26 protein-coding genes are annotated in these 22,196 nt (G+C 43.6%); 1 reads left to right on the top strand and 25 read right to left on the bottom strand.

Annotated features, from left to right (window positions below):
• Window positions 1-10: 10 nt before the first annotated feature.
• The 3 genes from N475_RS12500 to N475_RS12490 form a co-directional block, all read right to left on the bottom strand.
• Window positions 11-1,102: a homocysteine S-methyltransferase family protein gene (locus tag N475_RS12500; RefSeq protein ID WP_063359632.1), complete on the bottom strand. Its 1,092-nt coding sequence runs from the start codon at window positions 1,100-1,102 to the stop codon at window positions 11-13.
• Complete coding sequence (locus tag N475_RS12495) at window positions 1,092-2,039, bottom strand: homoserine O-succinyltransferase (protein WP_063359631.1); 948 nt, start codon at window positions 2,037-2,039, stop codon at window positions 1,092-1,094. The genes N475_RS12500 and N475_RS12495 overlap by 11 nt, the downstream gene beginning before the upstream one ends.
• A 283-nt stretch (window positions 2,040-2,322) precedes the next feature.
• Entirely contained in the window at window positions 2,323-2,514 is a 192-nt protein-coding gene (locus N475_RS12490) for a hypothetical protein (RefSeq protein WP_063365372.1), read from the bottom strand.
• A gap of 191 nt (window positions 2,515-2,705) precedes the next feature.
• On the opposite strand from N475_RS12490, the gene N475_RS12485 reads away from it, so the two are divergent.
• Window positions 2,706-3,593: a DMT family transporter gene (locus tag N475_RS12485; RefSeq protein ID WP_227008442.1), complete on the top strand. Its 888-nt coding sequence runs from the start codon at window positions 2,706-2,708 to the stop codon at window positions 3,591-3,593.
• Window positions 3,594-3,756: 163 nt separating this feature from the next.
• Here N475_RS12485 and N475_RS25180 read toward each other — a convergent pair whose 3' ends face one another.
• The 22 genes from N475_RS25180 to N475_RS12380 all read right to left on the bottom strand — a co-directional run bounded on the left by N475_RS25180 (window position 3,757) and on the right by N475_RS12380 (window position 22,194).
• A complete protein-coding gene (locus N475_RS25180; protein WP_081216124.1) occupies window positions 3,757-4,767 on the bottom strand; it encodes a phage late control D family protein in 1,011 nt (336 codons plus the stop codon).
• Window positions 4,768-4,773: 6 nt separating this feature from the next.
• Entirely contained in the window at window positions 4,774-4,986 is a 213-nt protein-coding gene (locus N475_RS12475; RefSeq protein ID WP_063359628.1) for a tail protein X, read from the bottom strand.
• Between the two features lie 2 nt (window positions 4,987-4,988).
• Window positions 4,989-5,438 (bottom strand): phage tail protein, encoded by a 450-nt coding sequence (locus N475_RS12470; protein ID WP_063359627.1) that lies wholly within the window; start codon window positions 5,436-5,438, stop codon window positions 4,989-4,991.
• Between the two features lie 36 nt (window positions 5,439-5,474).
• A complete protein-coding gene (locus N475_RS12465; RefSeq protein ID WP_063365370.1) occupies window positions 5,475-9,305 on the bottom strand; it encodes a hypothetical protein in 3,831 nt (1,276 codons plus the stop codon).
• Between the two features lie 146 nt (window positions 9,306-9,451).
• Window positions 9,452-9,577, bottom strand: coding sequence for a hypothetical protein (locus tag N475_RS26190; protein WP_268831934.1), 126 nt, complete (start codon window positions 9,575-9,577; stop codon window positions 9,452-9,454).
• A gap of 5 nt (window positions 9,578-9,582) precedes the next feature.
• Complete coding sequence (locus N475_RS12460) at window positions 9,583-9,840, bottom strand: phage tail assembly protein (RefSeq protein WP_063359625.1); 258 nt, start codon at window positions 9,838-9,840, stop codon at window positions 9,583-9,585.
• Between the two features lie 3 nt (window positions 9,841-9,843).
• Entirely contained in the window at window positions 9,844-10,359 is a 516-nt protein-coding gene (locus tag N475_RS12455; protein WP_023397066.1) for a phage major tail tube protein, read from the bottom strand.
• Window positions 10,359-11,711, bottom strand: a complete 1,353-nt coding sequence (locus tag N475_RS12450) for a phage tail sheath subtilisin-like domain-containing protein (RefSeq protein ID WP_063359624.1) — start codon at window positions 11,709-11,711, stop codon at window positions 10,359-10,361. Before N475_RS12450 ends, N475_RS12455 begins: the two co-directional genes overlap by 1 nt.
• Before the next feature lie 165 nt (window positions 11,712-11,876).
• Entirely contained in the window at window positions 11,877-12,212 is a 336-nt protein-coding gene (locus N475_RS12445; protein WP_063359623.1) for a GPW/gp25 family protein, read from the bottom strand.
• A 3-nt stretch (window positions 12,213-12,215) separates the two neighbouring features.
• A complete protein-coding gene (locus tag N475_RS12440; protein WP_063359622.1) occupies window positions 12,216-12,515 on the bottom strand; it encodes a PAAR domain-containing protein in 300 nt (99 codons plus the stop codon).
• Window positions 12,516-12,518: 3 nt separating this feature from the next.
• The gene (locus N475_RS12435; protein WP_063359621.1) at window positions 12,519-13,334 is read right to left on the bottom strand and encodes a phage baseplate assembly protein V; all 816 of its coding nucleotides are present in this window, start codon (window positions 13,332-13,334) and stop codon (window positions 12,519-12,521) included.
• 8 nt (window positions 13,335-13,342) lie between these two features.
• Window positions 13,343-13,915, bottom strand: a complete 573-nt coding sequence (locus N475_RS12430; RefSeq protein WP_063365369.1) for a hypothetical protein — start codon at window positions 13,913-13,915, stop codon at window positions 13,343-13,345.
• An 89-nt stretch (window positions 13,916-14,004) separates the two neighbouring features.
• Window positions 14,005-14,286: a hypothetical protein gene (locus tag N475_RS12425; protein ID WP_063359619.1), complete on the bottom strand. Its 282-nt coding sequence runs from the start codon at window positions 14,284-14,286 to the stop codon at window positions 14,005-14,007.
• Window positions 14,287-14,314: 28 nt separating this feature from the next.
• A complete protein-coding gene (locus tag N475_RS12420) occupies window positions 14,315-15,106 on the bottom strand; it encodes a hypothetical protein (protein WP_063359618.1) in 792 nt (263 codons plus the stop codon).
• Between the two features lie 17 nt (window positions 15,107-15,123).
• Window positions 15,124-15,327, bottom strand: a complete 204-nt coding sequence (locus N475_RS12415; RefSeq protein ID WP_063359617.1) for a hypothetical protein — start codon at window positions 15,325-15,327, stop codon at window positions 15,124-15,126.
• Window positions 15,328-16,164 carry a hypothetical protein gene (locus N475_RS12410; RefSeq protein WP_063359616.1) on the bottom strand — a complete coding sequence of 279 codons (837 nt, stop codon included), beginning with the start codon at window positions 16,162-16,164 and terminating at the stop codon, window positions 15,328-15,330.
• Between the two features lie 20 nt (window positions 16,165-16,184).
• Window positions 16,185-16,748, bottom strand: coding sequence for a phage tail-collar fiber domain-containing protein (locus N475_RS12405; RefSeq protein ID WP_063365368.1), 564 nt, complete (start codon window positions 16,746-16,748; stop codon window positions 16,185-16,187).
• Entirely contained in the window at window positions 16,748-18,052 is a 1,305-nt protein-coding gene (locus N475_RS12400; protein ID WP_063359614.1) for a phage tail protein I, read from the bottom strand. The genes N475_RS12405 and N475_RS12400 overlap by 1 nt, the downstream gene beginning before the upstream one ends.
• The gene (locus N475_RS12395) at window positions 18,045-18,944 is read right to left on the bottom strand and encodes a baseplate assembly protein (RefSeq protein ID WP_063359613.1); all 900 of its coding nucleotides are present in this window, start codon (window positions 18,942-18,944) and stop codon (window positions 18,045-18,047) included. The genes N475_RS12400 and N475_RS12395 overlap by 8 nt, the downstream gene beginning before the upstream one ends.
• A 1,093-nt stretch (window positions 18,945-20,037) precedes the next feature.
• Complete coding sequence (locus N475_RS12390) at window positions 20,038-20,475, bottom strand: hypothetical protein (RefSeq protein ID WP_063359612.1); 438 nt, start codon at window positions 20,473-20,475, stop codon at window positions 20,038-20,040.
• Window positions 20,476-20,484: 9 nt separating this feature from the next.
• Complete coding sequence (locus tag N475_RS12385) at window positions 20,485-21,966, bottom strand: hypothetical protein (protein WP_063359611.1); 1,482 nt, start codon at window positions 21,964-21,966, stop codon at window positions 20,485-20,487.
• A gap of 9 nt (window positions 21,967-21,975) precedes the next feature.
• Window positions 21,976-22,194, bottom strand: coding sequence for a hypothetical protein (locus N475_RS12380; RefSeq protein ID WP_063359610.1), 219 nt, complete (start codon window positions 22,192-22,194; stop codon window positions 21,976-21,978).
• Window positions 22,195-22,196: the final 2 nt, after the last annotated feature.

Below are 22,196 nucleotides of genomic sequence, written 5' to 3'. Positions count from 1 at the left end.
GTGATACTTCCTAATTCAAGTTACAGGCTTCTAAACCAGATAAGCGCATGCGAACTTCAAGCTCTGGAAGTTGACGTGGCTTTACACTGGCCAGCTTGTCGGCAAATGCTTTGATATGTTCAGGTGTCGTGCCACAGCAACCACCCACGATGTTGATAAAGCCTTCTTTGCCCCAATCAACAATTTCCATACTCATCTCATCAGCTTCAAGGTCATACTCACCAAACTCATTCGGTAGACCCGCATTGGGGTGCACTGAAGTATAAGTTTCACAAACACGGGCTAGCTCCTCTACATACGGGCGCAGCAAGTCTGGGCCTAGCGCACAATTTAGACCAATAGAAATTGGCTTAATATGACGAATTGAATTGTAGAATGCTTCTGTTGTTTGTCCTGACAGCGTCCTTCCAGATGCGTCCGTAATGGTACCTGAAATCATCACTGGTAATCGAACACCTGCTTGCTCAAATGCTTCTTCAACACCGTAAGCCGCAGCTTTCGCATTGAGCGTATCAAAAATCGTTTCAATAAGGATCAGATGTGCGCCACCTTCAATCAGTGCAAGTGTTGATTCTATATATGCTTCCACCAGCGCATCAAAAGTCACGTTGCGATAACCAGGATCGTTCACATCAGGAGAAATTGAACAGGTCTTCGAGGTAGGACCCAGAACACCTCCCACATAACGAGGCTTGCTTGGGTCTTTTGCCGTAAATTCATCACACACTTCGCGCGCCAGCTTCGCTGACTCAAAGTTTATCTCACGGCTCAAGCTAGCCATGTCATAATCTTCCATCGAAATAGTCGTCGAGTTGAAGGTGTTTGTTTCAATAATATCTGCACCCGCTTCGAGATATTCTCTGTGAATTTGTCGAATCACATCTGGCTGTGTCAAACTAAGCAAATCATTATTGCCCTTTATCAGCACATGCCAATCTTTGAAGCGTTCACCACGATAGTCTTCTTCTTCAAATTTATGTTTCTGGATCATGGTACCCATCGCGCCATCTAAAATTACAATACGCTCTTGCATTGCTTTTTTCAGGGCATCAGATACGGCTTCGCCATTGACTGGCACAAATGGCACGCTGTTATTCGGCATAATTGTTAGTCCTTACGTCTTGGCTAACGAGATTAATATCGTAGGGGGTTGTTTGGTACACATAGTAGTTTAACCAATTTGAGAATAATAAAAAGGCGTGACTCTGCCAGGTTTTTGATGGCTTAGCGCTTGGGTCATCATTAGGGAAGTAGTTCTCGGGTTTAGGCGCATTGGCCTCGTTAAGCACATCTCGCTGATATTCTTTTTGCAGTGTATCAGCATCGTATTCAGGGTGACCCGTGATATATACTTGGCTACCGGTTTTATTCTTTAGTAAGTAGGCGCCTACTTTTTTCGAACCTGCCAGTACTACCAAGTCCTTGCAGTCATTTATCTTCTCAATATCAATATGCCCATATCGGGAATGCGGTACTAAAAACTCATCATCAAAGCCGCGTGTAAGTGCACCGTGATCAAAATACACTTGATGCTTAAACACCCCACAAAGCTTATTTTCTTTCAACTTTCGCTTTAAGCCATGATGATGAAATAAACCTGCATGAGCCGCCCAACATGAGAACAACGTTGACGTGACATGATGTTCTGCCCAATCAAAAAACTCTTGCAATTCTTGCCAGTAAATAACATCACTGTATTCAAGGTGTGCCAACGGTGCTCCCGTTACAATTAACGCATCATAATTTTGTTCTTTTACTTCAGAGAAGTAACGGTAAAACATATTTAAATGTTGCTCAGAGTTCTCAGAGCTACGATGTGTGTCTAATCGTAATAAGTCCACATGCACCTGTAGTGGCGAATTTGCCAACAGCCGAATAAACTGTACTTCGGTTTCTACTTTGTTAGGCATTAAATTCAATATAGCCAACCGCATAGGACGGATTTCTTGAGACAAAGCTCGACTTTTAGGCATCACAAAAACATTTTCATGTCGTAGCCTTGCAATGGCTGGCAATTCGTCTTTTACGGTGATAGGCATGAGACTCTTCCCCAATGGAGCATAAATTAGCTAAAACTATATAGCTTGCCATTATGAACGAAAGCCAAAAAAATTCAACTTCTAGATGTTCAGACGTCCAAATGAAAAAGTAAAATATGAGCTCTAAATTGGCAGGTGTCGTACTCGGCGTAGTGAAAAAGTAAAAAATTTCAGGAGTAATTTGGTGGGAGAATTGGAATTGATAGAGGTATCAGTAGGTTCGTAAACAATGAAGAAAAAGGGTGCCCTGTGAGTAGCACCCTGCTTTTATGCAAGTAGAAAATTAACCAACATAACCGTAAGCTAACACTATCGCTAAGATAAGCCCCGCTGAAGAAAAGATGCCGTACTCTATACTCACTTTCAGACGATCTGCTCCTTCTTGATTTGACTCAGAAAAAGCCATGATCAAACAAGATACAAACATGCAAAAGCTGAATAGAATTAAATTTACTTGAATTGCATCGAATACCATATTGTTCTCCAATGGGTGGCAAAGCGACCACGTTAAGCTGACGACTATATCTACAAATAGAGTGTAGCAAGAAACCTTCTAAAGTTTCAATAATTATTGAAACTTTAATTTATATCTGTCAATGGTTGCATCTGGAAACAAAATGATTACAGTACGGTCAGAAAAAAGCCAAAAAGAATAATCAAATAATTATGGGTATTGGAGAGGTAGCTGCATTCACAGCTGCAGCAGTATGGGCATTTTCAACACTGCTTTATAAACGCTTTAGCCATCACTTAAATCCGTTCGAATTAAATGTAGCCAAAGGTGTCATCGCGTCAGCTCTGATGGCAGCTGTATTGTTGATAACTTGGGATAGTCAACTACCTACAAGTCAATTTAGTTGGGGGTGGTTGGTAGCCAGTGGCATTGTGGGTATAGCCATTGGAGACAGTGCCTACTTTGGTGCTCTACGTAATATTGGACCTGCTCGCACTTTGGTAATTGAGTCGCTTGCGCCAGCGATTGCAGGCCTACTCAATATCGCCCTACTGGGTGTCTTTTTATCATTTACCGCATGGTTAGGTATTATTCTAACCACTGTAGGCGTGATCTATGCGGTTAAACCTAATCAAGCGTTGCCAACACTAGACCAACACACGTTTCGCAAAGGTGTTTTTTTCGCACTAATTGCAGCAACTTGCCAAGCCGCTGGCATGGTGTTATCCAAGGGCGCACTAAATGACCAGCAGGTCAGTAGCTTGTGGGCCGCAACCATACGATTAGTGTCAGGCACACTCACAGTTGCAGTAATTGTTGCGGTACTGAAGCATAGTTCATTGCAACGCGCGATCACGTTAAAAGGAATAGATAAAAAAGGCTGGTTATTTGCCGCAGTGTTTTTTGGCACATTTATCGGCTTGTGGTTACAACTAATTTCAGTAAACAACACGGATCCGGCGATTGCACAAACCATTTTCTCTGCTGCACCACTGATGGTGATGACCATGAGTTTAATCCGCAAAGAGCACATTACACGTAATATGATTACAGGTGGGTTATTAGCGTTTGGTGGGATAGTTTTACTATTAAGTGGGTAGGAATAAATTAGGAAAGAGGCCATCACAGTTAGCCTATGCATAGAGCAATGCACGTGAGCAGGCTAACTGGATGACCTTGGAGGTAGGAGGTGTGGAAGGATAAGCATCGCAAGAACAGCGACGCGATATGAATTTATTCATTAAAAGACAACGCAATATGCGTTTATTCAGCCAATGCTTCGCAACTCAGGTATGAGTAGTAACCTTGACCATTGATGACATGCTCAACTTCATTGACGTACCAGCGACCATTAATCTCGTCCGCAACATCTTCTATTTCAACAACGCCACCAGCGACAATGTCTGGTTTTCCAAATGTGTGCAGCTGAACTGATTTATGACTGCGCTTTAGTTGATTCAGCTTGCTATCAGCAGCGGCTTGGGCGCTAGCTTCGTCAGCAAACACATAAGGTAAAATGTGGCACGGAGAATCAGAGCCTGCATTCACCGTATTTAACTCTGCGATGTCAAAGTCATAAAATTTAGCTTTCACTTCGCCCACAGACTTATAATGCTGCGCATTTAAAACCCAGCTTGTCAGCCACTTGGGTCCTAGGACAACTTCTGTCAATGGTTGCCCCGACAGTGAGCGTCCAGTCCCTTTATTCATGAAAATCAGTTTATCGTTAACTATCTTCATGAATGCATCATGTTGTTCAGCTAACTTTGAGAGTAATTGCATATCACTCTCGCTCTGTTCAATTTGAGGTAACTGGATTTGCTGATAGCTATCTGCAATACAAGGCGATAACCCATATTGCCCAGCAATATCTGAAATTACATCCGCAAGCATCAAAGGCGCATCATCAGGACTTGGCCAAGATTTAAACTTTAACGTTTTTAGCTCTTTGTCCCAGAGAACTTTATTGCCATGTAGCTCTAAAGCTCGAACAGGACCAATTAATTGGTATTCGCCGACACTGTATTTGCCCATTTCAATTATCGGAGCACTATTGTCGCCAGTTCCCTGCTTGTAGCCCATGCCAATTTCGAGATCTTCAGCTCCTTGTGGCGCTGTGATCGGCAGGCTCCCTAAGTTGTCAAATTTCACATAACAAGTATCACTCAACAATCCTGTGCGAAGTGTCACTCGTACCTCAGCGATTCGGTCTCGAAGCTGCGCAGCAACCTCCCTACCATTCGCTTTGACCGAGTAATGCGCCTGTAATTCCATGACTGTTTACTCCCAAATATTAATCTCTTTACGCACTTTAGGTTTAGGTAAGTCCGGTAGTAAAATTTCAACGTTTTCTGGGTAAATAGGTCCCAATTCAGCCAACCCGTAGTTCGCTTCTAAAACACGTTCGACCATGCCTGAACTTCGACCATAATGACGGAAACAAATTAAGTCTAAGCAGTCTCCATCACGTGTGACATACGTTACACCACTCATTTTTAAGCTCCTTCATTTCCGTCATAGCGAGAAAGCTTCATCGTAAATTGGATTTCTCTTGGAATACCATCGTTTAAAAACAAAGTGCGCGTTTCATTAATATCGGTGATTACCCATTTATCTAATACACGCCCTACACTTGGACTGGATTTGCCACTTTCTTCTACGTACGTCAGAGTTAATGGCTCTCCTTTTGCGGCTTCTGCGCGCATCTTGTCGAGTTGCTTTAATCCGTCTTTAACAAGTTGTGGAAAGATGGTCCCTTCAAGTTCAAGCTCCTGCTTTCCCACACCGACAAATTGCTGCACCGGCGTTGCTTGGTCAGTCTGCGTATCGAGTGTTTTCCAGCGGTACTGTGTGTTGAACTGCATTTTTTGAAATGCAGCAGTACTTACGGAAAACTTATATGTACCCAGCTGCATCATATAATTGGCATGATTTATCTTTGCCATTGAAAGCCCTCTTTAAAAAGCTTAAGGGAAACCCCCTTAAGCTACTTCGTTGTAATACCGCGCACGATAATCTCGCACAGCTTGTTGTTGCTGCTGTTCCAGTATTTGCTTAACTTGGATAGCAATGTCCTGCGCTTTCTCATCACCATTGGCATTTACCGTAATATTGGCATTAACGGTGATATTTCCAGCAAACTCTTTAGATTGCACATCGCTTGTGATTTGAGACTGCACACTGCTTTGTTCAGCCAAAGACTCTGGCTTTTTCACAGGTAAGGCTTTTGCTGCGCCCTGGCGCTTCGACTGTTCAGCCTCGTCGCCACCGAATAAGCTAGCAAAGAAATTACCACCTACTTGGGACATTGCTGCGTTAGTCAAATAACCTGCAACCGGACCAAGGAACTTGCCATACTTCGGTATTTTCCCAACTAAATGTTCAACGCCTTCTGCGCTTAGAGCTCCCGTTAATGTGCCACCGATAGTACGTGCTTTTTCAGGTGTTGATAGATCGTCATTGGCTGCTGCTTGATAAATGGTATGGCCATTTAAAGCATGTCCCAGCAATTGCGTTTGCTTGGACCATTGCGCTGATTTACCTGCAGGTTTACCAGATGCTTCATCTACCGCCGCCATCGTGCCAAGCACCATGTTTGCTTCATTGATAACATTGTCTTTAACAAACTGTAGTGGCGAACCTGTCTGAGTATTTTCTACCGTACCTTGGGAAAACTGCGTTTCAGCTTGTCCATCTGCCAATGCCGCAACACTCGAAGTATTAGACTCTCCTGTAGCTTGCTGGCTATCCTCTTTAGACTCATCATCAAAGAACCAACCGCCAAGCGTATCACCTAACCAACTGCCTGCTGACTCTCCGCCAAATGCGCCAATCGCACCACCAACAATACCGCCAAGTGCAGTGCCTATTACTGGCACAACCGAACCAATAGCTGCACCTGCCGCCGCCCCAGCAAGTGCGCCTCCCATACCACCTACGGCGCCGCCAACACGGCTAGATTTTTCTTGCTTGCTTAAAGTGTCGTCACTCAACGCGGAGTACGCATCCATGGCACCCATAGCAACGGTCAAAGGCGCGTTTAGCTTGCCTAAATATTTCGCAGGCCCCTTTACTAGACTTGACAGTACGCCGCCTTTTTTACCAGCGAACTTACCTAGCTTAGAAAACACTGAATCATTGGCTGCCTTAGGCGCTTTATATGAGCTAGGAGCTTTCGATTTAGGCGGGGTTGCAGACTTATTACCTTTGCTGTTGGCTGTTTGTTGTGCTGCTGGTTTTGCTTTGCCACCGTCCAATACTTTAAATGCTGGCTTAGCTGGTTTTTTGCGTTTAGGTTTGTCAGGCTTTGACGCTTGATTTAATTTAGCTGCCTTTTGTTGGTTTGCATCATCACTGTTATGCTCTGAGCGCTTAGCCCCTTTATTGGATTTATTGCGCTTATTTGATTTCTTACGGCCCTTTTTCGGCTTTTTCTTAGACTTCTTAGATTTTTCTTCTTGCTCATCACCGCCGTCAAACAGTGATTCCAAACCTAAATCACCTAAGCCGAACTCCGCCAATAAATCTGGCACAGCACCCGTTAAAGAAGAAAGGTCTCCGCTTAAAATTCCTTTAAAATCGAGTTTCTCAATCAATGCTGAGTGCTTCGAGAATAGACTCGCAGCATCTTGCAAACCAAACGCATTGAGCAGTTCAGGGGCTTGTTGCATTAACGAGCTGAGATCCCCTTCTAAAATTGCTTTAGTGTCTAGTTTTTGTAGAGCTGGCAAAGCGGCATCTAACGTTGCTCCAACTTCGTCCAACCCTGCTGCTTTGAGCAAGCCTGGTGCAGCTGACATTAAGCTTGAGACATCACCACTGGCAATACCTTTTAGGTCTAATTGCTGAAGAGCTGGTAAGGCAGCACCCAGTGTTTCTGATGCTTCGTCTAACCCTGCGGCCTTCAATAAACCCGGAGCCGCAGACATTAAGCTGGAAACGTCACCACTGGCGATACCTTTCAAATCTAACTGCTGAAGTGCAGGTAAGGCAGCACCCAATGTTTCAGACGCTTCACTTAAGCCCACCGAGGCCAGTAGATCTGGCACGGCAGTCATTAAACTCGAGACATCTCCACTGGCGATGCCCTTTAAGTCTAATTGTTGAAGTGCTGGTAAAGCTGCCCCCAATGTTTCAGATGCTTCATTCAAGCCCACCGAGGCCAGTAGATCTGGTGCGGCAGTCATTAAGCTCGAGACATCTCCACTTGCAATGCCTTTTAGGTCTAGCTGCTGTAGCGCTGGCAAAGCTGCACCGAGCGTTTCGGACGCTTCACTCAAGCCCACCGAGGCCAGTAAATCTGGCGCGGCAGTCATTAAGCTCGAGACATCTCCACGTGCAATGCCTTTTAGGTCTAGCTGCTGTAGCGCTGGCAAAGCTGCACCGAGCGTTTCGGATGCTTCATTCAAGCCCACCGAGGCCAGTAAATCTGGCGCGGCAGTCATTAAACTCGATACATCTCCGCTGGCAATACCTTTCAAATCCAACTGCTTTAATGCCGGTAATGCAGCACTCAACGTCGTTGACACTTGCTCAAAGCCCGCAGATTTAAGCAGCTCAGGTGCGATGTCAACGACCTGACTTAAATCACCATCAATGACCCCTGCAAGATCTAACTGCGAAAGAGCCGGGATATGCTGCGCTAAAGTTTGCTGAACTGCAGAGAGATCAACCGCTTTAAGTAATTCAGGGGCAGCCTGTTGAAGGCTACTTAAATCCCCTGCCATGACCGCAGAGATGTCTACTTGTTGAAGTGCTGGCAACGCATTTTCAAGAGTCTGTGCTGCGCTGGACATGTCCAGTGCATTAAGCACTTCAGGTGCTGCATCAACTAAACTTGATAAGTCACCATTAAAAATTTCTTTAACATTTAGTGCTTCTACAACAGGCAGTGCACCTTCTAACGTTTTTGCCGCATCAGATAAATCAAATGCATTCAAAATTTTCGGTGCCGCACTGGCCAAGCTCGTTAGATCCCCTTCCAGTACCTCTTTAACATTAACAGAGGAAATGGCCGGAAGAGTTTGCTCAACAATTGCACTTGCTTCATGCATGCCCAATGCATCAAGTACTTTGGGTGCACCTTGAACAAATGCATTTAAATCTTGACTCAGAGCAGTGTTGTCATTGCTCTGTGACAAACTTTTGGTCGCGCTATCTAGGTACTCATTAAACTGTGTCATTCCAAGCGCATCCACTAGTACAGGAGCTGCTTGTTGTATGCTGTCAAGTTGCAAAGCCAATGTGCTTTGTGCATCTGAATTGTTTACTTGAGCTGTGGCTGTAGCCAGCGATTCACTCAACGCATTGAGTGGTAAGTTATCAAATAATTTAGGAATGGCGATTTGTAGTTCAGCGAGGTCACTACTGGCCGCCGATTGTAATTGCTGAAAGTCCAACGCAGAAACTTGCTGAGCCAACGCCTTGATTGCACCACTTAGGCCAGTACCATCACCAATTTTGGCATCTACTTGAGCTTTTAAGGTTTCTGACTCTTGCTCGGTTTGCGCTGCGGCTAACATCTGAGCGCTTTGCGTTACCGCATTGTTTGACTTCGCCTGAGCAGTTGAAAACTGCGTTAAGTGTGTTGAAATTACTTGACTGGTATTGCCAAGTAATTGGTTTACATTAACATTCGCTAATTGCGAAATTACAGCCTGTAATGCGTTAGTATCTAAAGGCTTTTGCGCTTTGACTAAATTAGCCAGCATACTGCCTAATTGAACATTTGGATCAACCTGATCCTGCTTAGGTAGGCGGTACTTTACTTTGTTCTTTGAACGGCCTTTAACAGGCGATTCTTGATGTTTCATAATAATACCTAGGAAGAGAAATAAGCGGGAATTTATTGATTGCGCACTACAACAGGTTGCAGCGCGCCAAGGTTGATAGCTCAAGACCCTAAAACTGCGCTTAAGTCCTTGAGCTATCAAACTTGCGCTGGTGAAAAAAAGGCGGGTTACCCCGCCTCTGTTGCTTCTTTGTAATCAATCGCTGCCTCGAACCACTCGATGAGTTCGTCTTCGGTCAGCGCATTGAGTTCTTGCAAGCCCCACCCTGTGTACTTAGCCAGGGCAATCACCATTGCTTTTAGACGCTTGGGCGGGATACGAGAAAAGCCTGGAGCGCCTCACGCAACTTAACGAAGTCGCTCCAATCTAGTTCTTCGATGATATCGGGAGACACTTCACACAAATGTGAGAAGTAACGGATTTCGCTTTCTGATTCGCTGATATCCGCTTTATCAACCATTAACCGATCGCGCACTTTAGGTCGTCTCATATTCAGTTCTGCATACTCATGCCCATCGACCGTAACAGGGAAAGTCAGTTTAATGATTTCAGTCATAGATTAAGCTCCGATTGTCTTGCGTAGGTTCGCCATGTGATCAACACCCGCGATTTCACGGATATCGTTGTATAGGTCGATGTTGTAGATAACTTCGTTATTCACTTCAAGCTTGTACTTTTGAACAGCGTATTGCAGCGTCATTTTCGCTTCTTCGCCATCTTTCCAGCTACCCATATCAACTTCTTTGAAGAAGCCATGCAGAGTAACAACAACTGGCTCAGGTGCAGCACCTTGCTTTTGGATTGCGCCACGAGCTGTAAGGTTGATAGTTCTACCAGTACCGCCCCAGTCGCCTAGAAGCTTAAGTACGTCAGCGTTGTATTCAAGTAGCGTGATTGAACCTTCTAACTTTTCAAGTTGGCCAACATCTAGTTCAATTGGCGCTTGGAAACCTGAAGTTACTTCACGTGTTTTGACAGTCACTTTTGGAAGTGAGATTTCATCTGCAATGCCAAGGTAACCCTTACCATCTACAAATAGCTTTGATTTTTTTAGGATTTTTGGAGACATTGCCATTATACGATTTCCTCTAGGTAGTTGTTAGTTAGAATGCTCTTGAACGTGATGTGCTCAGCTGGTGTTGGTGGTGTGAAGTCAAAGCTAAAGTACACTTTACCCGCTTGAATATTTTCAGGCGTGTTAAGGTCTTCGTCAGCCCAAATTTGGCCACCTAAAATAGCACCTTGTGCTTTTAAACTATCAAGATAAGCTTGAACACTTTCAGTTACGTCTTTGATATAAGTTGAAGTGATGTTGCGGTCAACAGCCCACATGTGTGCGCGAAGTAGTGAATCATTAATCATGTCTGCTGTACGAACAACAGAAAGGAAAGCCCACTTAGGGTCACCAGAACAAGTACGGTTACCCCAAAGTTTGAAGCCATTCTGACGGATAATCGTTGAAACTTCTTTTTCATTTAGTAAGTTAGCGCGTGCGCTCTTATCGCCAAGCTGGAAGTCAATTGCACGTGCAGTACCAGTAATACCGTTCATATTAGTATTACTTGGGCTCCACCAGAAACCACGGTCATTGTCAGATTTTGCAATCATACCCGCAACGCGCGCAGATGCTGGCTCAATTTCAGTTACGCCGTTTTTAAATACTTTTACATGCGGGTCTACAACAAATACACGACGAGAACCGAAGTCAGCACGATACTCTTTTGCAGCTGCATCGTCTTTGTTTGGACCATCAGCAATAATAACAGCACGTAAACGTTCCGCGATGCTTACTAAGTCTGTTACAACTGGGTTTCTGTTGCCACTTGGACGCTGGTGAGTATAGCCAGGAGCGACAAGAATACGTGGTGTAACACCAACAATTGACTCAGCACCTAAGAATGCACTTGCACCAATATACTCGCCATCAGAATCAACGCCAGCCGACATTGAAGAAATCACTGCATTGTCGTCTGCGTTGTCTTCAACACGCACAACAACAACAACCGCACCTGCTTGGTCAAAAATACCATCGATAGCAGAAACGAGAGTACCTTTCTCAGTTTCTTTGTGCTCTTCAACAGTTGCTTCATACTCTTTACGAACTTTAGCTAGAACTGCATCTTTCTCTTCCGCTGTTAATGCTGAACCTTTTTCAGCTGCTGCAGCAGCTTCAGCCGTTGTGTACAGCTCTGAACTTGTTGTTACATCAGCTTCTGCTTTTGCTTTTCTGATTGCAGCAAAGTCATATAACAAAGCAGCATCAGCGCGTTTTCCAGCAACTAACACTGGCTTATTCAGTGGAAATGCATCTTTATTTGCAAATGGAGCCGTACCAATTACACCAATTACTGAACTTTTTACTGTTCTTACCGGGCGTGTACCTGAATCCGCCTCGATTACTTCTACACCGTGTAGAAATTCCGACATAGATATCTCCTTTAAAGGTATGTCAATTAGCTAATAAAAAAGCCATGCAACACCACTTGATAATTCAAGTGAGTAAACATGGCTTAAGTTGAATTTATGTCTGCGCAAGAACGCACAGAAATAACGGTTTGATAAACAGTTGAACTGAAGCTCAACTATGAAATGTTAAAGCTTGATCCCCTCAATGGTGACCGGCTCATTATTAATGAGGTAAAGTCCCTCAATAGTAATATCTAACTTGCCTTCACCTGCTGGGTGTACAGAAACTCCCTCAAGGCGAAAGCGTGGTTCCCACTTGTCTAGTGCATTGGCTATCGACATCGTAATGTCACCCACCAAAGTGTGAGAAAACGGGCTATCGAGTAGTTCAAATAACCCACAACCGTAATCACGTCGCATCACGCGACTTCCTAGCGGAGTCGTCACAATATCGCGAATACTTTGTTTTAGGTGCGCAACGCCACCCAAAGGTTTACCTGTTTCGGCATTCATGCCTATCATGTTTTATCCTCCGACGGTAAAACTCCCTACCCCAATGGCAATTTTAGCGCCACAATTGGTGGGGTCTCCAAGCCTTGCAACCGCTTTGCCTCCAATGGTAAATGAGGATGCACCAGCCGCAACAACCATCCCTGAATGTTTCACTTTAGGGTCAGGTATATAAACGTGGTCACTAACGCTGTCTCCCACCCTTAGTACCGGCACTCCACCTACAGTAAACTTAGGTCCAGAAGCCGAAATAGTGCCTGGCGCAAACCCTGCGTGAACATCTGTAATCGCGCCATCGACTGAAATTGCAGGCATAATCTATCCCTCTTGCGCGCTAATATTCGCGCCGTTTAGCTTCAGAGTAGCCGACGCTCTTACGTCAACATTACTACCAGTTGCAGTCACCGCGACTGAGTCGCCTTTAAGATTCAAAGCTCCTGCCGCAACAATATCAATATTGGCATTCCCATTAACTGATACGTTATCGCCGACCGTCACATCTGCGGTGCCAGTCACATCAACCTGTGCCGCACCACCTATCGCAACGGTCGCGTTATTAACGACCTCAATGTTTGCATCATTACCCACCTTGATATTGGTGTCATTTTGGCACTCTACATTGATGTCTCCACCACAATAAATATTTATCTTTGCTTGGGGGTCAGACTGTGGCACAAAAATATCGTAGGCATGATTTTCTCTGTCATACTGCACAATCGCACCATCTTGGTAGCGAGTGCGCTGAATATGCTCTCTAGATTCAGGAGCAACAGCTTGCAGCGCTTCTACTAAGCTTCCACCCGCACTTGTTGCGTCTGTAACATGGGTCATTTTGTGATGTGGCTGCTGATGTGCATTAGCGTATAAACTACCCAGCACAACACCTTGAGCAGTATCACCACAAGGCGATAAAACCATCACTTGTTCTCCCACTTCTGGAGCCTGCCAAGTCATGTCTTGAGCTGCTTGACTAGTGAGCCATGGTAGCTTCGCAGTCAACCACTCACCGATTCGCACAGTCACTTTAGCTAACTCATAATCAACCTCTTCCACCGTGCCTACCGAAATAAGTTTGGCAAAGCGGTGTTGTAAATCAGAGACAGCCAATTCAGACTGTTGTTGATTAACTAACATAGTTCCTCCTAAGCCGGTGTCGTGGTCTTGCTAATCAGCTTATATTCGCCCCCTTTAGGGCCAAGATATACTTCTTTGATTTTAGGTCCGGCTGGGTCGTCTGGGTATTCCACTTGATAATAAAATGCCCAATCAAGCTGTGCTTTTGCCAATGTTGTGCTTACTTGATGACTAAAAGTAAAATCACTTTTCTGGGCGATAAAGTGCTGCCAATAGGTGGGCATTTCGTCCACCATCACAAGTGCCTCACACTGACTTATCAATTGGTCAAGTCTTTGCAACAGCTGTGCGTTATCCGCATCTTCCAACTCAATTTCTAGCTGCAGTTGCAACACTCTTCTATCGAGTGAATTCGGACTGAGGTTTTTGTTATACGACGGTCCATACGTCACGCCATTGTCGGCGCCTTTTGCCTGCAGTTCACTGGCTTGACGTTCGCCTAGCAGCTTGACTGTCAGTTGGGCTTGCTGCGTCAGATCTGGGTAGGGTTGTGTGGCTTTTAACAGCCCCACTTGTGCCACCCCTTGAAGTCCAGATGATAAGCATTCAAGCACCTTATTGATTAAGGTACATCTTTGCATGAGATTAATTACTCTTTAAAGTTAAAACTTATGATGGTTGTGACTCGTGGGAAACAAGTGAGTCGAGAAGGACGAAATGCCCGAACAAGTTACGCAGGAAATGGAAAGCGCGCTTTTATTTCTGCCACCTTATCTAACCAAGCTTGTTTGCTTGATTCAATTTGATCATATTGCCATTCCATAAATAACGGATCAGACTCCACAATGTAAGCCATTCTGCGAGCTTCCAGCGCTTCACCTTGAGAATACTCAAGAGTTAGTTCATCTACAGGAATATCAATTTCATTCACTGCAAGAAACTGTGCTACTTGCGCAGAATTCAAAGCTTCACCGATTGATGCAACCAAGGTGTCGTTATGTTTGATTTGCATAGTATTTATTCCTTATCACAGCACCAGACTACGGCGTCAATTCAGTTCTAAGTTGCGAAATAGCGGAAGACACATCAGTAAGTCTCGCAAACTCAGGATATACACCCCAACCCGCAGTTTCAAAATCAACGAAACCACTGACACTGCCAAATAGGCAGATCAACGCTTCTCCTTCTTCAAGCGTTGAGGAAGAGAGCCCCAACTTAGTATGTGGTCCGTAAAATGATTTGGACGGATTGTCTGCTCTTTGATGATACCCCAGTAATTGCCAACCGTTACTATATTCCTTCACAGGTTGCATGGTACCTTCGATACTGCCTGAAATTAACTTTAGATAACAACCTGTAGATAGTGCTCCTTGCTGAAACCCTAACCAGTAGTTATTGTCAATTCGTGCAGGGTGAGAGGCGTCATTTCTCTTCCATTTTATACGCAAAATATGGAAGCCAGAGTTAACATAGCCATTATACACATTGGTACGAAAGTCTTGTGCAACTCCTTTTCCTGTATGATCAGTATCATTCGCAGCGGCTGCATAAATTGTCGCTTCTTTGATAACTTCAAATCGCTCTAAACCAATGGTTGTGAACCCTTTGATTGCCGTCCCACTATCATTAGGCTCCATTTTCTGGTTTTTGCTCATCAGAATGTGAGATAGCTCAGCGCGAGCTCCACTCATGTAATTATCAAACTTTGTCTCAGCCGCTGACACTGTATTGTTAATGTTGCCAATTTGGCTTTGCACCGTATCGCACAGCGCATTGGCGCGTGCTGAAACATTAGTGAGCCGTTCAGTAATAGATAGATTATCACTAGACATGTTTTATCTACCTCATTCTATTTTAGCGAAGGTGTCTGAATCTGACTTCTGGCAAATTCACGTTGTGCTTTAATTTCTTCAGGCATCGCCACACCAGTCTCTGATTCTCTAATTACATACCAATCTGTCTTTTTTAGAAAATCACGTAAATCGACATCAATATCATATTGGCTGCGTACACCACCCAACTCATCTACTTGATTTGTAATGTGCTCTAGCATTTATTGCTCCCTCTCAAAAACAGGTCTTTCGAAATATCCCCAACGCCCCTCAGGTACTTTACCTAACACTACGCCAGGTAGTGCAATCAAACAGCTAGCACCTTTTGTCAGATAAAAATGAGGGCCAAAGTTATAATAAGCTCCCCCAGATAAGACCGAACCACTGTACATTCTCTCATGCCACTTGTTATCGTTCGGTAATCTTGTGCTTCCGTCACTCGATGGGTAACCCATATGAACTTCCCCTTGCTCAACTTTTACCCAAGCACCAAATGTGAATATGCCATTTTGTGGCAGAGCACCTTGATAAATTGAGTAACACTTGCTGAGAACTGTCGGGTAATCTGCGACGTCTTTTGCCGTTAACCTAATAATTGCAAACTCTGGCTGGTTGTGCTTCGGAATAGTGTGGTGAACTTCCGACCACATTTTTTGGATTTCAGGGTCCTTTTGATCTGGGTCCACACCATGCTGAGTATGTGCAACAATTTCACATTCATACTGCGATGCTCTGTTAGCAAACCCTGTGGGTGTTCCTTTTGTACCGGGTGTTAATACTCCATTGATTTTTAATTCTTGGTTTTTCGTCACTCTAAAAAAAGGGATTTCAGAGCGAAATCCATTATCTACTAGTGCATCAATTTTTACCTTGGACTCATCTACAGCAGCCTGTGTAAACGCTGCTAGTTCTGCAGTTTTAGCCGCCATTTTTTGCTTTTCAGAAGTCAAAGTAGAGTTGATAACAGATAACTGCTCATCAACACTGTTGCACAGCTCATTAGCGCGCGTGGCGACTTTCGCCAAGCTTTCAGTGATCGTAGTATGTTCGTTTGACATGTATTTTCCTAATTAAACGATTAAAGCTTTTCCAGTGCAGCCAAGCGTAACTCTTGTTTCAATTGCCGATGCATTGTATCTAGTTGTACCAAAGTTAAGTCCGCCAACTCGTTGTCTAACAATACGTTAAAGTTATCGATGCCCGGCTTTATCTCTACGCTATCAGAAGGCAGTTGCGCCAAGCTCAACGTCACACTTTGTAAAATTTTCACATCCGGCGTTCTATAGCCAAGCGTGCGGTTAGGCTGCGAATAAACACCTAACAAAATAAGGTTTTCGTCACTGCCTACAGGCTCGTCTATTTGAATAAATACACCGACCTCTCGAATCGCATATTCGGGGGCTGATATCTTTTTATCGAACAACGCCACCACCGTAACCTGATGGTTTTCATCCGTTTCATAATTGTCATCACGAATAGGCTGGAGTTCTTTGAGGCTTTGCAAGCTTGTTTGTGTTTGAGTTGGTGTATAGCTTGCGTCACCAAATGCCATATGGCTTATTTGCGCTTTTTTGCCGTTGGCTTTGGCTGCCAGCAAAGCATCTAAGCCTACTTGAGTAAACTGCAACGTTAATGCAGACATTAAGCAGCTCCTTGTAAGTTAAAATGTTGAAAGATTATTTGCCGAGTAGCGCTAACTAAATGCTCATTCCCAGTCACGCTATCAGGTAACACTCCACTTCCAGTAACATGAATACTCGAAGTTCGGCAGCTGGCTATCACGCCAACCAAGCCACTCCCTCGACTTATTTTTCCAGGTATTACCCCTGTCGCAGAAATCGCTAAATGTTGAGATTGCTGTGTATTTGTTACACCCAAAATCGAGTTAGTACTCGTGGTTTTAGGTGGTACCACTCCTTTACCTGCAATTGCGAAGTGTGCAGATTGATTCAACCCTGACGTTCCAGCAAGATGAGTTGACCCTTTAGAATACGGTGGTATAACTCCTTTACCCGAGATCGCATAGTGCCCAGACTGAAGTGTGTCTTGTGCACCGTAAAGTGCATTTTCTTGCACCATATTTGGCGGCTTAACTCCCACACCATGGGGCGCGTCATTTCGTTGCAGAATCGCAGTCGAAGCAACACCCGTCGAACCCAACCCCTCGGTAAATGCCAACCCTAGCTGCACATCAATATGGATAGATCCGCGTTTAACAGACTCCACAATTCGGCGAACTCGTTTTAACATTTGAGGGGTCAGCATTCCTTGCTGGTGTTCATCCAAATTACTATTAATTAGTGCCCAAACCTGTACTGTACCTCTGGGTAACTCTTCAACGTTATCACCCTGCCACCACTCTCGAATTTCTGTTTTGATATTTAGGCTGTCCAGCGCTATTTGTAGCGCATAAGGAGTGCCTTTTACTTGATGAACCGCGAATGCATCATTTATCACCTGCCTTTTTAAAGGCTCGCTCCATGCTTCATCCCATTCATCAACAGATACGGACCAAGCGAGCCAAGGTAATAGCTCTGCTGGACACAGAAAAGGGTTCCAAAGACTTGAAATTAAAAGCCTCGTGTCATTTAAAACGCAGGCAGATTTGACCACAGCTCTGTTATTCGATTCCGCAGCATTGACATCCCAATTTTCAATTGCAAGTTGCTCAGCCATTTCATTCAGTTGAACAACACTGCAAAACTCGGGTATATCAACCAAAACGATGAGCTGCCTAGTTTGACATTGCTGCAAACAAGCAGGATCAGTGAGCACATCAACTGGTTGAAGTCCACATAGTTTTGCCAGCCATACTAACTCTGCATCGCTGCGAGTAGGAAGATTTAGTAACGAAAGTAACAGTTTTCGGACAGTATTATGTGACGCAAGTGCCGTACCTAGCTCTTTTGTCAATGAAGAAGCACTCGAAGGCAGTAACTTATTCATAGACATTTTCCATAGTCACAGATATTGACTCACAAAAAGGCGCCTCTGTCGCAGAAGATACAATGTCTTCAACGGGACTTAACAATGTTACATCCTCAACACCTGATTGATGCAATGCAGCATAGATCCCTGCTCTTGTCACTTTTTTGCCAAGAAACTGCCGAGACTTACAGTACTCCATCACAGCTTGTTGGGCTGTTGATACAAGCGTTTCACCAGACGGTCCATAGAGAATTGACAGCTCAGCTTGAACTGAGAATGGTTTAATTGCCGCTTTATGGACTGTTACTCGATCTCCTAGGGGCCTTACTCTAGAGGCACTTTCATCCACTTTGGGTTGCGCTCTTCCTTGAGCCGCAAAATAATGTTGAACAGTTTCAATAAGAGCATCGCTGGGATGGCCGTTACCGATATGGCTCAAAATTGTCAATTCAATGTCACACGGCTCAGGACTTTGTACCGAAACATCTTTAATTTCAGCATCACAGGACATTGCATGGTAAATATATGATTCGCTGCTTCCTGCCGTGTTTAAGCCATTAAATGCAAGTTGGATACGTTGCCTAAATGCACTATCCGATTCTAATGGTTGTTCTTTTCGTGCAAGATTGTACCTAGCAGCGATGGCATCCAAGTCATTTCCCTGCGCAGAAGCTAGCATATTTCCTTTGACCGCATCATTAATACTCTGCGTTTGTAATATTTGTTGATAAGCCACTGTCTGTAAAAGCACCGCTATTGGGTCACTCTCTAGAGAAAGTGCCGCTTCATACTGCGGGTTATCAAGTAGAAACTGAGATTTTAACTGCGCATATAAAAGTTCAAAATCGAGCGATTTAATCAAATCTGGAACGGGAACTTTTGACAGATCTAATTTAGTGAAACCACTCATAAAATATCTTCCTAAAATAAAAAACCCACATTTAATTAAATGTGGGTTTTGATTCATGGGATAACTGTGTATAGCTTTCTCAAGCTTAGGATTATTTTACTGATTTTAAGGTTTTAAAACAGGTCATTCCTGACCGCCTTAATTCAGTTAAAATCCCCCCAAACTAAAAAGCCATACCGGCTTATATCTCTATAAACAGCATGGCTTTAAATCAATTTTGATTGTGTATTAGGCTTTTCTCAAGCTTAGGGTTATTTTACTGATTTTAAGATTTTAAAACAGGTCATTCCTGACCGCCTTAATTCAGTTAAAACCACCCCAAACTAAAAAGCCACACCGGCTTATATCTCTATAAACAGCATGGCTTTAAATCAATTTTGATTGTGTATTAGGCTTTTCTCAAGCTTAGGGTCATTTTACTGATTTTAAGGCTCTAAAACAGGTCATTTCTGACCGCCTTAATTCAGTTAAAACCACCCCAAACTAAAAAGCCACATCGGCTTATATTTCTATAAACAGCGTGGCTTTAAATCAATTTAGATTGTGTATTAGGCTTTTCTCAAGCTTAGGGTTATTTTACTGATTTTAAGGTTTTAAAACAGGTCATTCCTGACCGCCTTAATTCAGTTAAAAATCATCCGAAACTAAAAAGCCACATCGGCTTATATTTCTATAAACAGTGTGGCTTTAAGTCAATTTAGATTGTGTATTAGGCTTTTATCAAGCTTAGGGTTATTTTACTGATTTTAAGGCTCTAAAACAGGTCATTCCTGACCGCTTTAATTCAGTTAAAATCACCCCAAAATAAAAAGCCACATCGGCTTATATTTCTATAAACAGTGTGGCTTTAAGTCAATTTAGATTGTGTATTAGGCTTTTCTCAAGCTTAGGGTTATTTTACTGATTTTAAGGCTCTAAAACAGGTCATTCCTGACCTATTTGCAATAATGAGATAGAACCCTAAAACTCAGTAAAAGAAACCCACTTGGTATGGCCAAGCGGGTTTTGGTTGTGGAATAACAGTTCTGTTGCTTTCTCAAGCAATATTGATACTAACCCGTTTATTGGGAATAAAACGGGTCACTGTAAAGGTTTATAATGAAATATTTACATCAAACTCAAAATCATCAAGTTCAGCTTGTGTTGTAATCTCTGCAATAGTTACCTCTGCTTCATCGCTCGCTTTGCGCAGCTGCTCTCGTTTGGCAAGCAACTCCTGCAATTGAGACTTACTCAAGCCAAGTGCTGCTTGATCCCCAGACAACTCTGCAATAAGCATATGTTCTTGTGCCTTTTGTACACGCCATTGCTCATTACCTAATTTATTAAACACCGCTTCTTTGATCTCTTGTAACTTTTCTGCTTTTGATGCCGCAAACCTTTCCTCTTCTAGCAAGATCTGCTGAGCTTCATAGGTTTGTTTAAAATCAGCCACTGTTGTGTCATTCCAAGCGACGCCTGTTTGAGGGTGTACTAGCCAATAGTTACCATCAATCTTCATGCCTTTATCGGCAAAATATTCACAACTCATAATCACTCCTTAAAATGCGCGACAAGTACGGCCAAGGCCATATTGGTTATAGGTATAGTGCTCGTTAAGAATCCCAGCACCTGAGTAAGGGTTAATACAGCTAATCGCACCACCTAATATGCCGCAATCGTAACCTGCGTGATATGCTCTCGCTTGATATGAATACATGCCCAACAATTCGCCATCAAAAGTTTCAAGTACCACTTTTACCTCTGAGTCTGGAGAGTAAGTACCATTTGAATTAGCAGTCTTGTAGTGACCTGAGCTATTACTAAAGAAGTAATTAATCGGCTCTAAGCGTTTAGCTTGGGTAAAACGATAATGCACACTGTATTTGTGCTCACCCATTTTGGTGACACCATTGTAACGTCCGAAGAACCCATAATAACTAGTTCCATACCCAGCTACTGTTTGTTCCGCATGATTGTAACTATTAATGCCATATGGCCATTGCATATTATGATAGATGAACTTCACAACCGTGAAGTCGCCTGCGTCCACATAAGCTTGAAGCTCTTCAGCATTGGCGATAGCGGTATTTGTTACAATATTACCGTCACGGTATTTCTCTACTAATACAGATGTGCCTTCATCCACCATAACCAAGCAATGCTTAGTATTATCATATAACACCCCCACCTCATTGTAGTTGTGGCTAGTTAAAGTACTTACACCAAACTGATCTGTCGCATTGAGGTTTTGTTTAGGTTTAGTAATTGAAGTAAAACCAGAAGATTTACAAAAGATTCCGCCATAGTTTGCCACAGCTGTGGTCTGAGAATCCTGAGTACTATAGACAATCTCATATTGAATATCAGCGGAGTTATTTTTACTTGCCAAAGGTATATAAGCACTGGTGCCGTAGTAATAGATCTTACTCGCTGGGTTTTGCTCAAACGCATTTGTGTAGATAAAACTAGTGTGCGTGGTGGTTTTTTCAGCACCATTTGCGCTCAACTTTAAAAACTCTAAGCGACATTGCTCGGTGTTTCCATTGTGAGAAAATCCAGGTCGAACAACATGGGTTTCGCCATTGCTGTCATACACAGCAAATACCGGCGTTGACCTACGATTATTAGATGACGTGCTTGCAATATCGATAGGCGTCATTGGCATTAAAGGCCTAACTTGAAGAGAGTTATTGGTTGCCTGCAAAGACTCCACTCGGTTCAAGTTTGGTGCCATCGCGTCGAGCAGATCAAGTTTATCTGACTTATTACCAAGATCTGTGCTCGTTTGAGTCAAAGACTCTGTCGCCGTTTGTAATGCGGCACCCGTTGATTGCGAGACCTGCTGAAGTGCGCTTGTAGCATCATTAATATGTGACTCAGCAACGGCAACAACTGCTTGCTCCAGTTTTGTATTGTCAGTCAATTTAGTGATGGCATTACTTACCAACGCCTGTTCTTCAGCGGTTAAAGGCTGGTTGCCCTGCATGTCAGCAACTAGCTTATCTACCATGACTTGCACGGCATTTTGTATACTCGCCATAATGTCCTCTTATATTGTTAATAATGATTCGCCGAGTAGCTGGTTTAGCTTTACTCGTCTAAGTTTTTCGTTCAACAGCTCATCTTGCTGGCGACGAAGGTTGGTTTGCATGTACATAAGCCTGTCCACGCCGGTTAGCGCGTACTTTATGCGTAGTACATCCTGTTGTAGTAAATTGTCTGGATGGGGTAAGGGCAGTGAATAAAAGGGGGTTTTGTCTTCAATCATAG

The sequence above is a fragment of the Pseudoalteromonas luteoviolacea DSM 6061 genome, assembly GCF_001625655.1.
Lineage (GTDB): Bacteria > Pseudomonadota > Gammaproteobacteria > Enterobacterales > Alteromonadaceae > Pseudoalteromonas > Pseudoalteromonas luteoviolacea.
The sequence above is the reverse complement of the archived record's forward strand: the minus strand, read 5'-3'. Positions and strand labels throughout refer to the sequence as shown.

What these genes read in the sequence shown, in the direction of transcription:
- N475_RS12485 (WP_227008442.1), top strand. Translation starts at nt 2,706, where the DNA reads ATGGGTATTGGAGAGGTAGCTGCATTCACAGCTGCAGCAGTATGGGCA.
- N475_RS12390 (WP_063359612.1), bottom strand. Translation starts at nt 20,475, where the DNA reads ATGAGTTGTGAATATTTTGCCGATAAAGGCATGAAGATTGATGGTAAC.
- N475_RS25180 (WP_081216124.1), bottom strand. Translation starts at nt 4,767, where the DNA reads ATGGAATTACAGGCGCATTACTCGGTCAAAGCGAATGGTAGGGAGGTT.
- N475_RS12395 (WP_063359613.1), bottom strand. Translation starts at nt 18,944, where the DNA reads ATGAGTGGTTTCACTAAATTAGATCTGTCAAAAGTTCCCGTTCCAGAT.
- N475_RS12460 (WP_063359625.1), bottom strand. Translation starts at nt 9,840, where the DNA reads ATGACTGAAATCATTAAACTGACTTTCCCTGTTACGGTCGATGGGCAT.
- N475_RS12450 (WP_063359624.1), bottom strand. Translation starts at nt 11,711, where the DNA reads ATGTCGGAATTTCTACACGGTGTAGAAGTAATCGAGGCGGATTCAGGT.
- N475_RS12500 (WP_063359632.1), bottom strand. Translation starts at nt 1,102, where the DNA reads ATGCCGAATAACAGCGTGCCATTTGTGCCAGTCAATGGCGAAGCCGTA.
- N475_RS12425 (WP_063359619.1), bottom strand. Translation starts at nt 14,286, where the DNA reads ATGCAAATCAAACATAACGACACCTTGGTTGCATCAATCGGTGAAGCT.
- N475_RS12380 (WP_063359610.1), bottom strand. Translation starts at nt 22,194, where the DNA reads ATGATTGAAGACAAAACCCCCTTTTATTCACTGCCCTTACCCCATCCA.
- N475_RS26190 (WP_268831934.1), bottom strand. Translation starts at nt 9,577, where the DNA reads ATGGTGATTGCCCTGGCTAAGTACACAGGGTGGGGCTTGCAAGAACTC.
- N475_RS12430 (WP_063365369.1), bottom strand. Translation starts at nt 13,915, where the DNA reads ATGCAAAGATGTACCTTAATCAATAAGGTGCTTGAATGCTTATCATCT.
- N475_RS12475 (WP_063359628.1), bottom strand. Translation starts at nt 4,986, where the DNA reads ATGAGTGGTGTAACGTATGTCACACGTGATGGAGACTGCTTAGACTTA.
- N475_RS12440 (WP_063359622.1), bottom strand. Translation starts at nt 12,515, where the DNA reads ATGCCTGCAATTTCAGTCGATGGCGCGATTACAGATGTTCACGCAGGG.
- N475_RS12385 (WP_063359611.1), bottom strand. Translation starts at nt 21,966, where the DNA reads ATGGCGAGTATACAAAATGCCGTGCAAGTCATGGTAGATAAGCTAGTT.
- N475_RS12415 (WP_063359617.1), bottom strand. Translation starts at nt 15,327, where the DNA reads ATGCTAGAGCACATTACAAATCAAGTAGATGAGTTGGGTGGTGTACGC.
- N475_RS12465 (WP_063365370.1), bottom strand. Translation starts at nt 9,305, where the DNA reads ATGAAACATCAAGAATCGCCTGTTAAAGGCCGTTCAAAGAACAAAGTA.
- N475_RS12420 (WP_063359618.1), bottom strand. Translation starts at nt 15,106, where the DNA reads ATGTCTAGTGATAATCTATCTATTACTGAACGGCTCACTAATGTTTCA.
- N475_RS12470 (WP_063359627.1), bottom strand. Translation starts at nt 5,438, where the DNA reads ATGGCAAAGATAAATCATGCCAATTATATGATGCAGCTGGGTACATAT.
- N475_RS12455 (WP_023397066.1), bottom strand. Translation starts at nt 10,359, where the DNA reads ATGGCAATGTCTCCAAAAATCCTAAAAAAATCAAAGCTATTTGTAGAT.
- N475_RS12400 (WP_063359614.1), bottom strand. Translation starts at nt 18,052, where the DNA reads ATGAATAAGTTACTGCCTTCGAGTGCTTCTTCATTGACAAAAGAGCTA.
- N475_RS12490 (WP_063365372.1), bottom strand. Translation starts at nt 2,514, where the DNA reads ATGGTATTCGATGCAATTCAAGTAAATTTAATTCTATTCAGCTTTTGC.
- N475_RS12405 (WP_063365368.1), bottom strand. Translation starts at nt 16,748, where the DNA reads ATGTCTGCATTAACGTTGCAGTTTACTCAAGTAGGCTTAGATGCTTTG.
- N475_RS12445 (WP_063359623.1), bottom strand. Translation starts at nt 12,212, where the DNA reads ATGATAGGCATGAATGCCGAAACAGGTAAACCTTTGGGTGGCGTTGCG.
- N475_RS12495 (WP_063359631.1), bottom strand. Translation starts at nt 2,039, where the DNA reads ATGCCTATCACCGTAAAAGACGAATTGCCAGCCATTGCAAGGCTACGA.
- N475_RS12410 (WP_063359616.1), bottom strand. Translation starts at nt 16,164, where the DNA reads ATGTCAAACGAACATACTACGATCACTGAAAGCTTGGCGAAAGTCGCC.
- N475_RS12435 (WP_063359621.1), bottom strand. Translation starts at nt 13,334, where the DNA reads ATGTTAGTTAATCAACAACAGTCTGAATTGGCTGTCTCTGATTTACAA.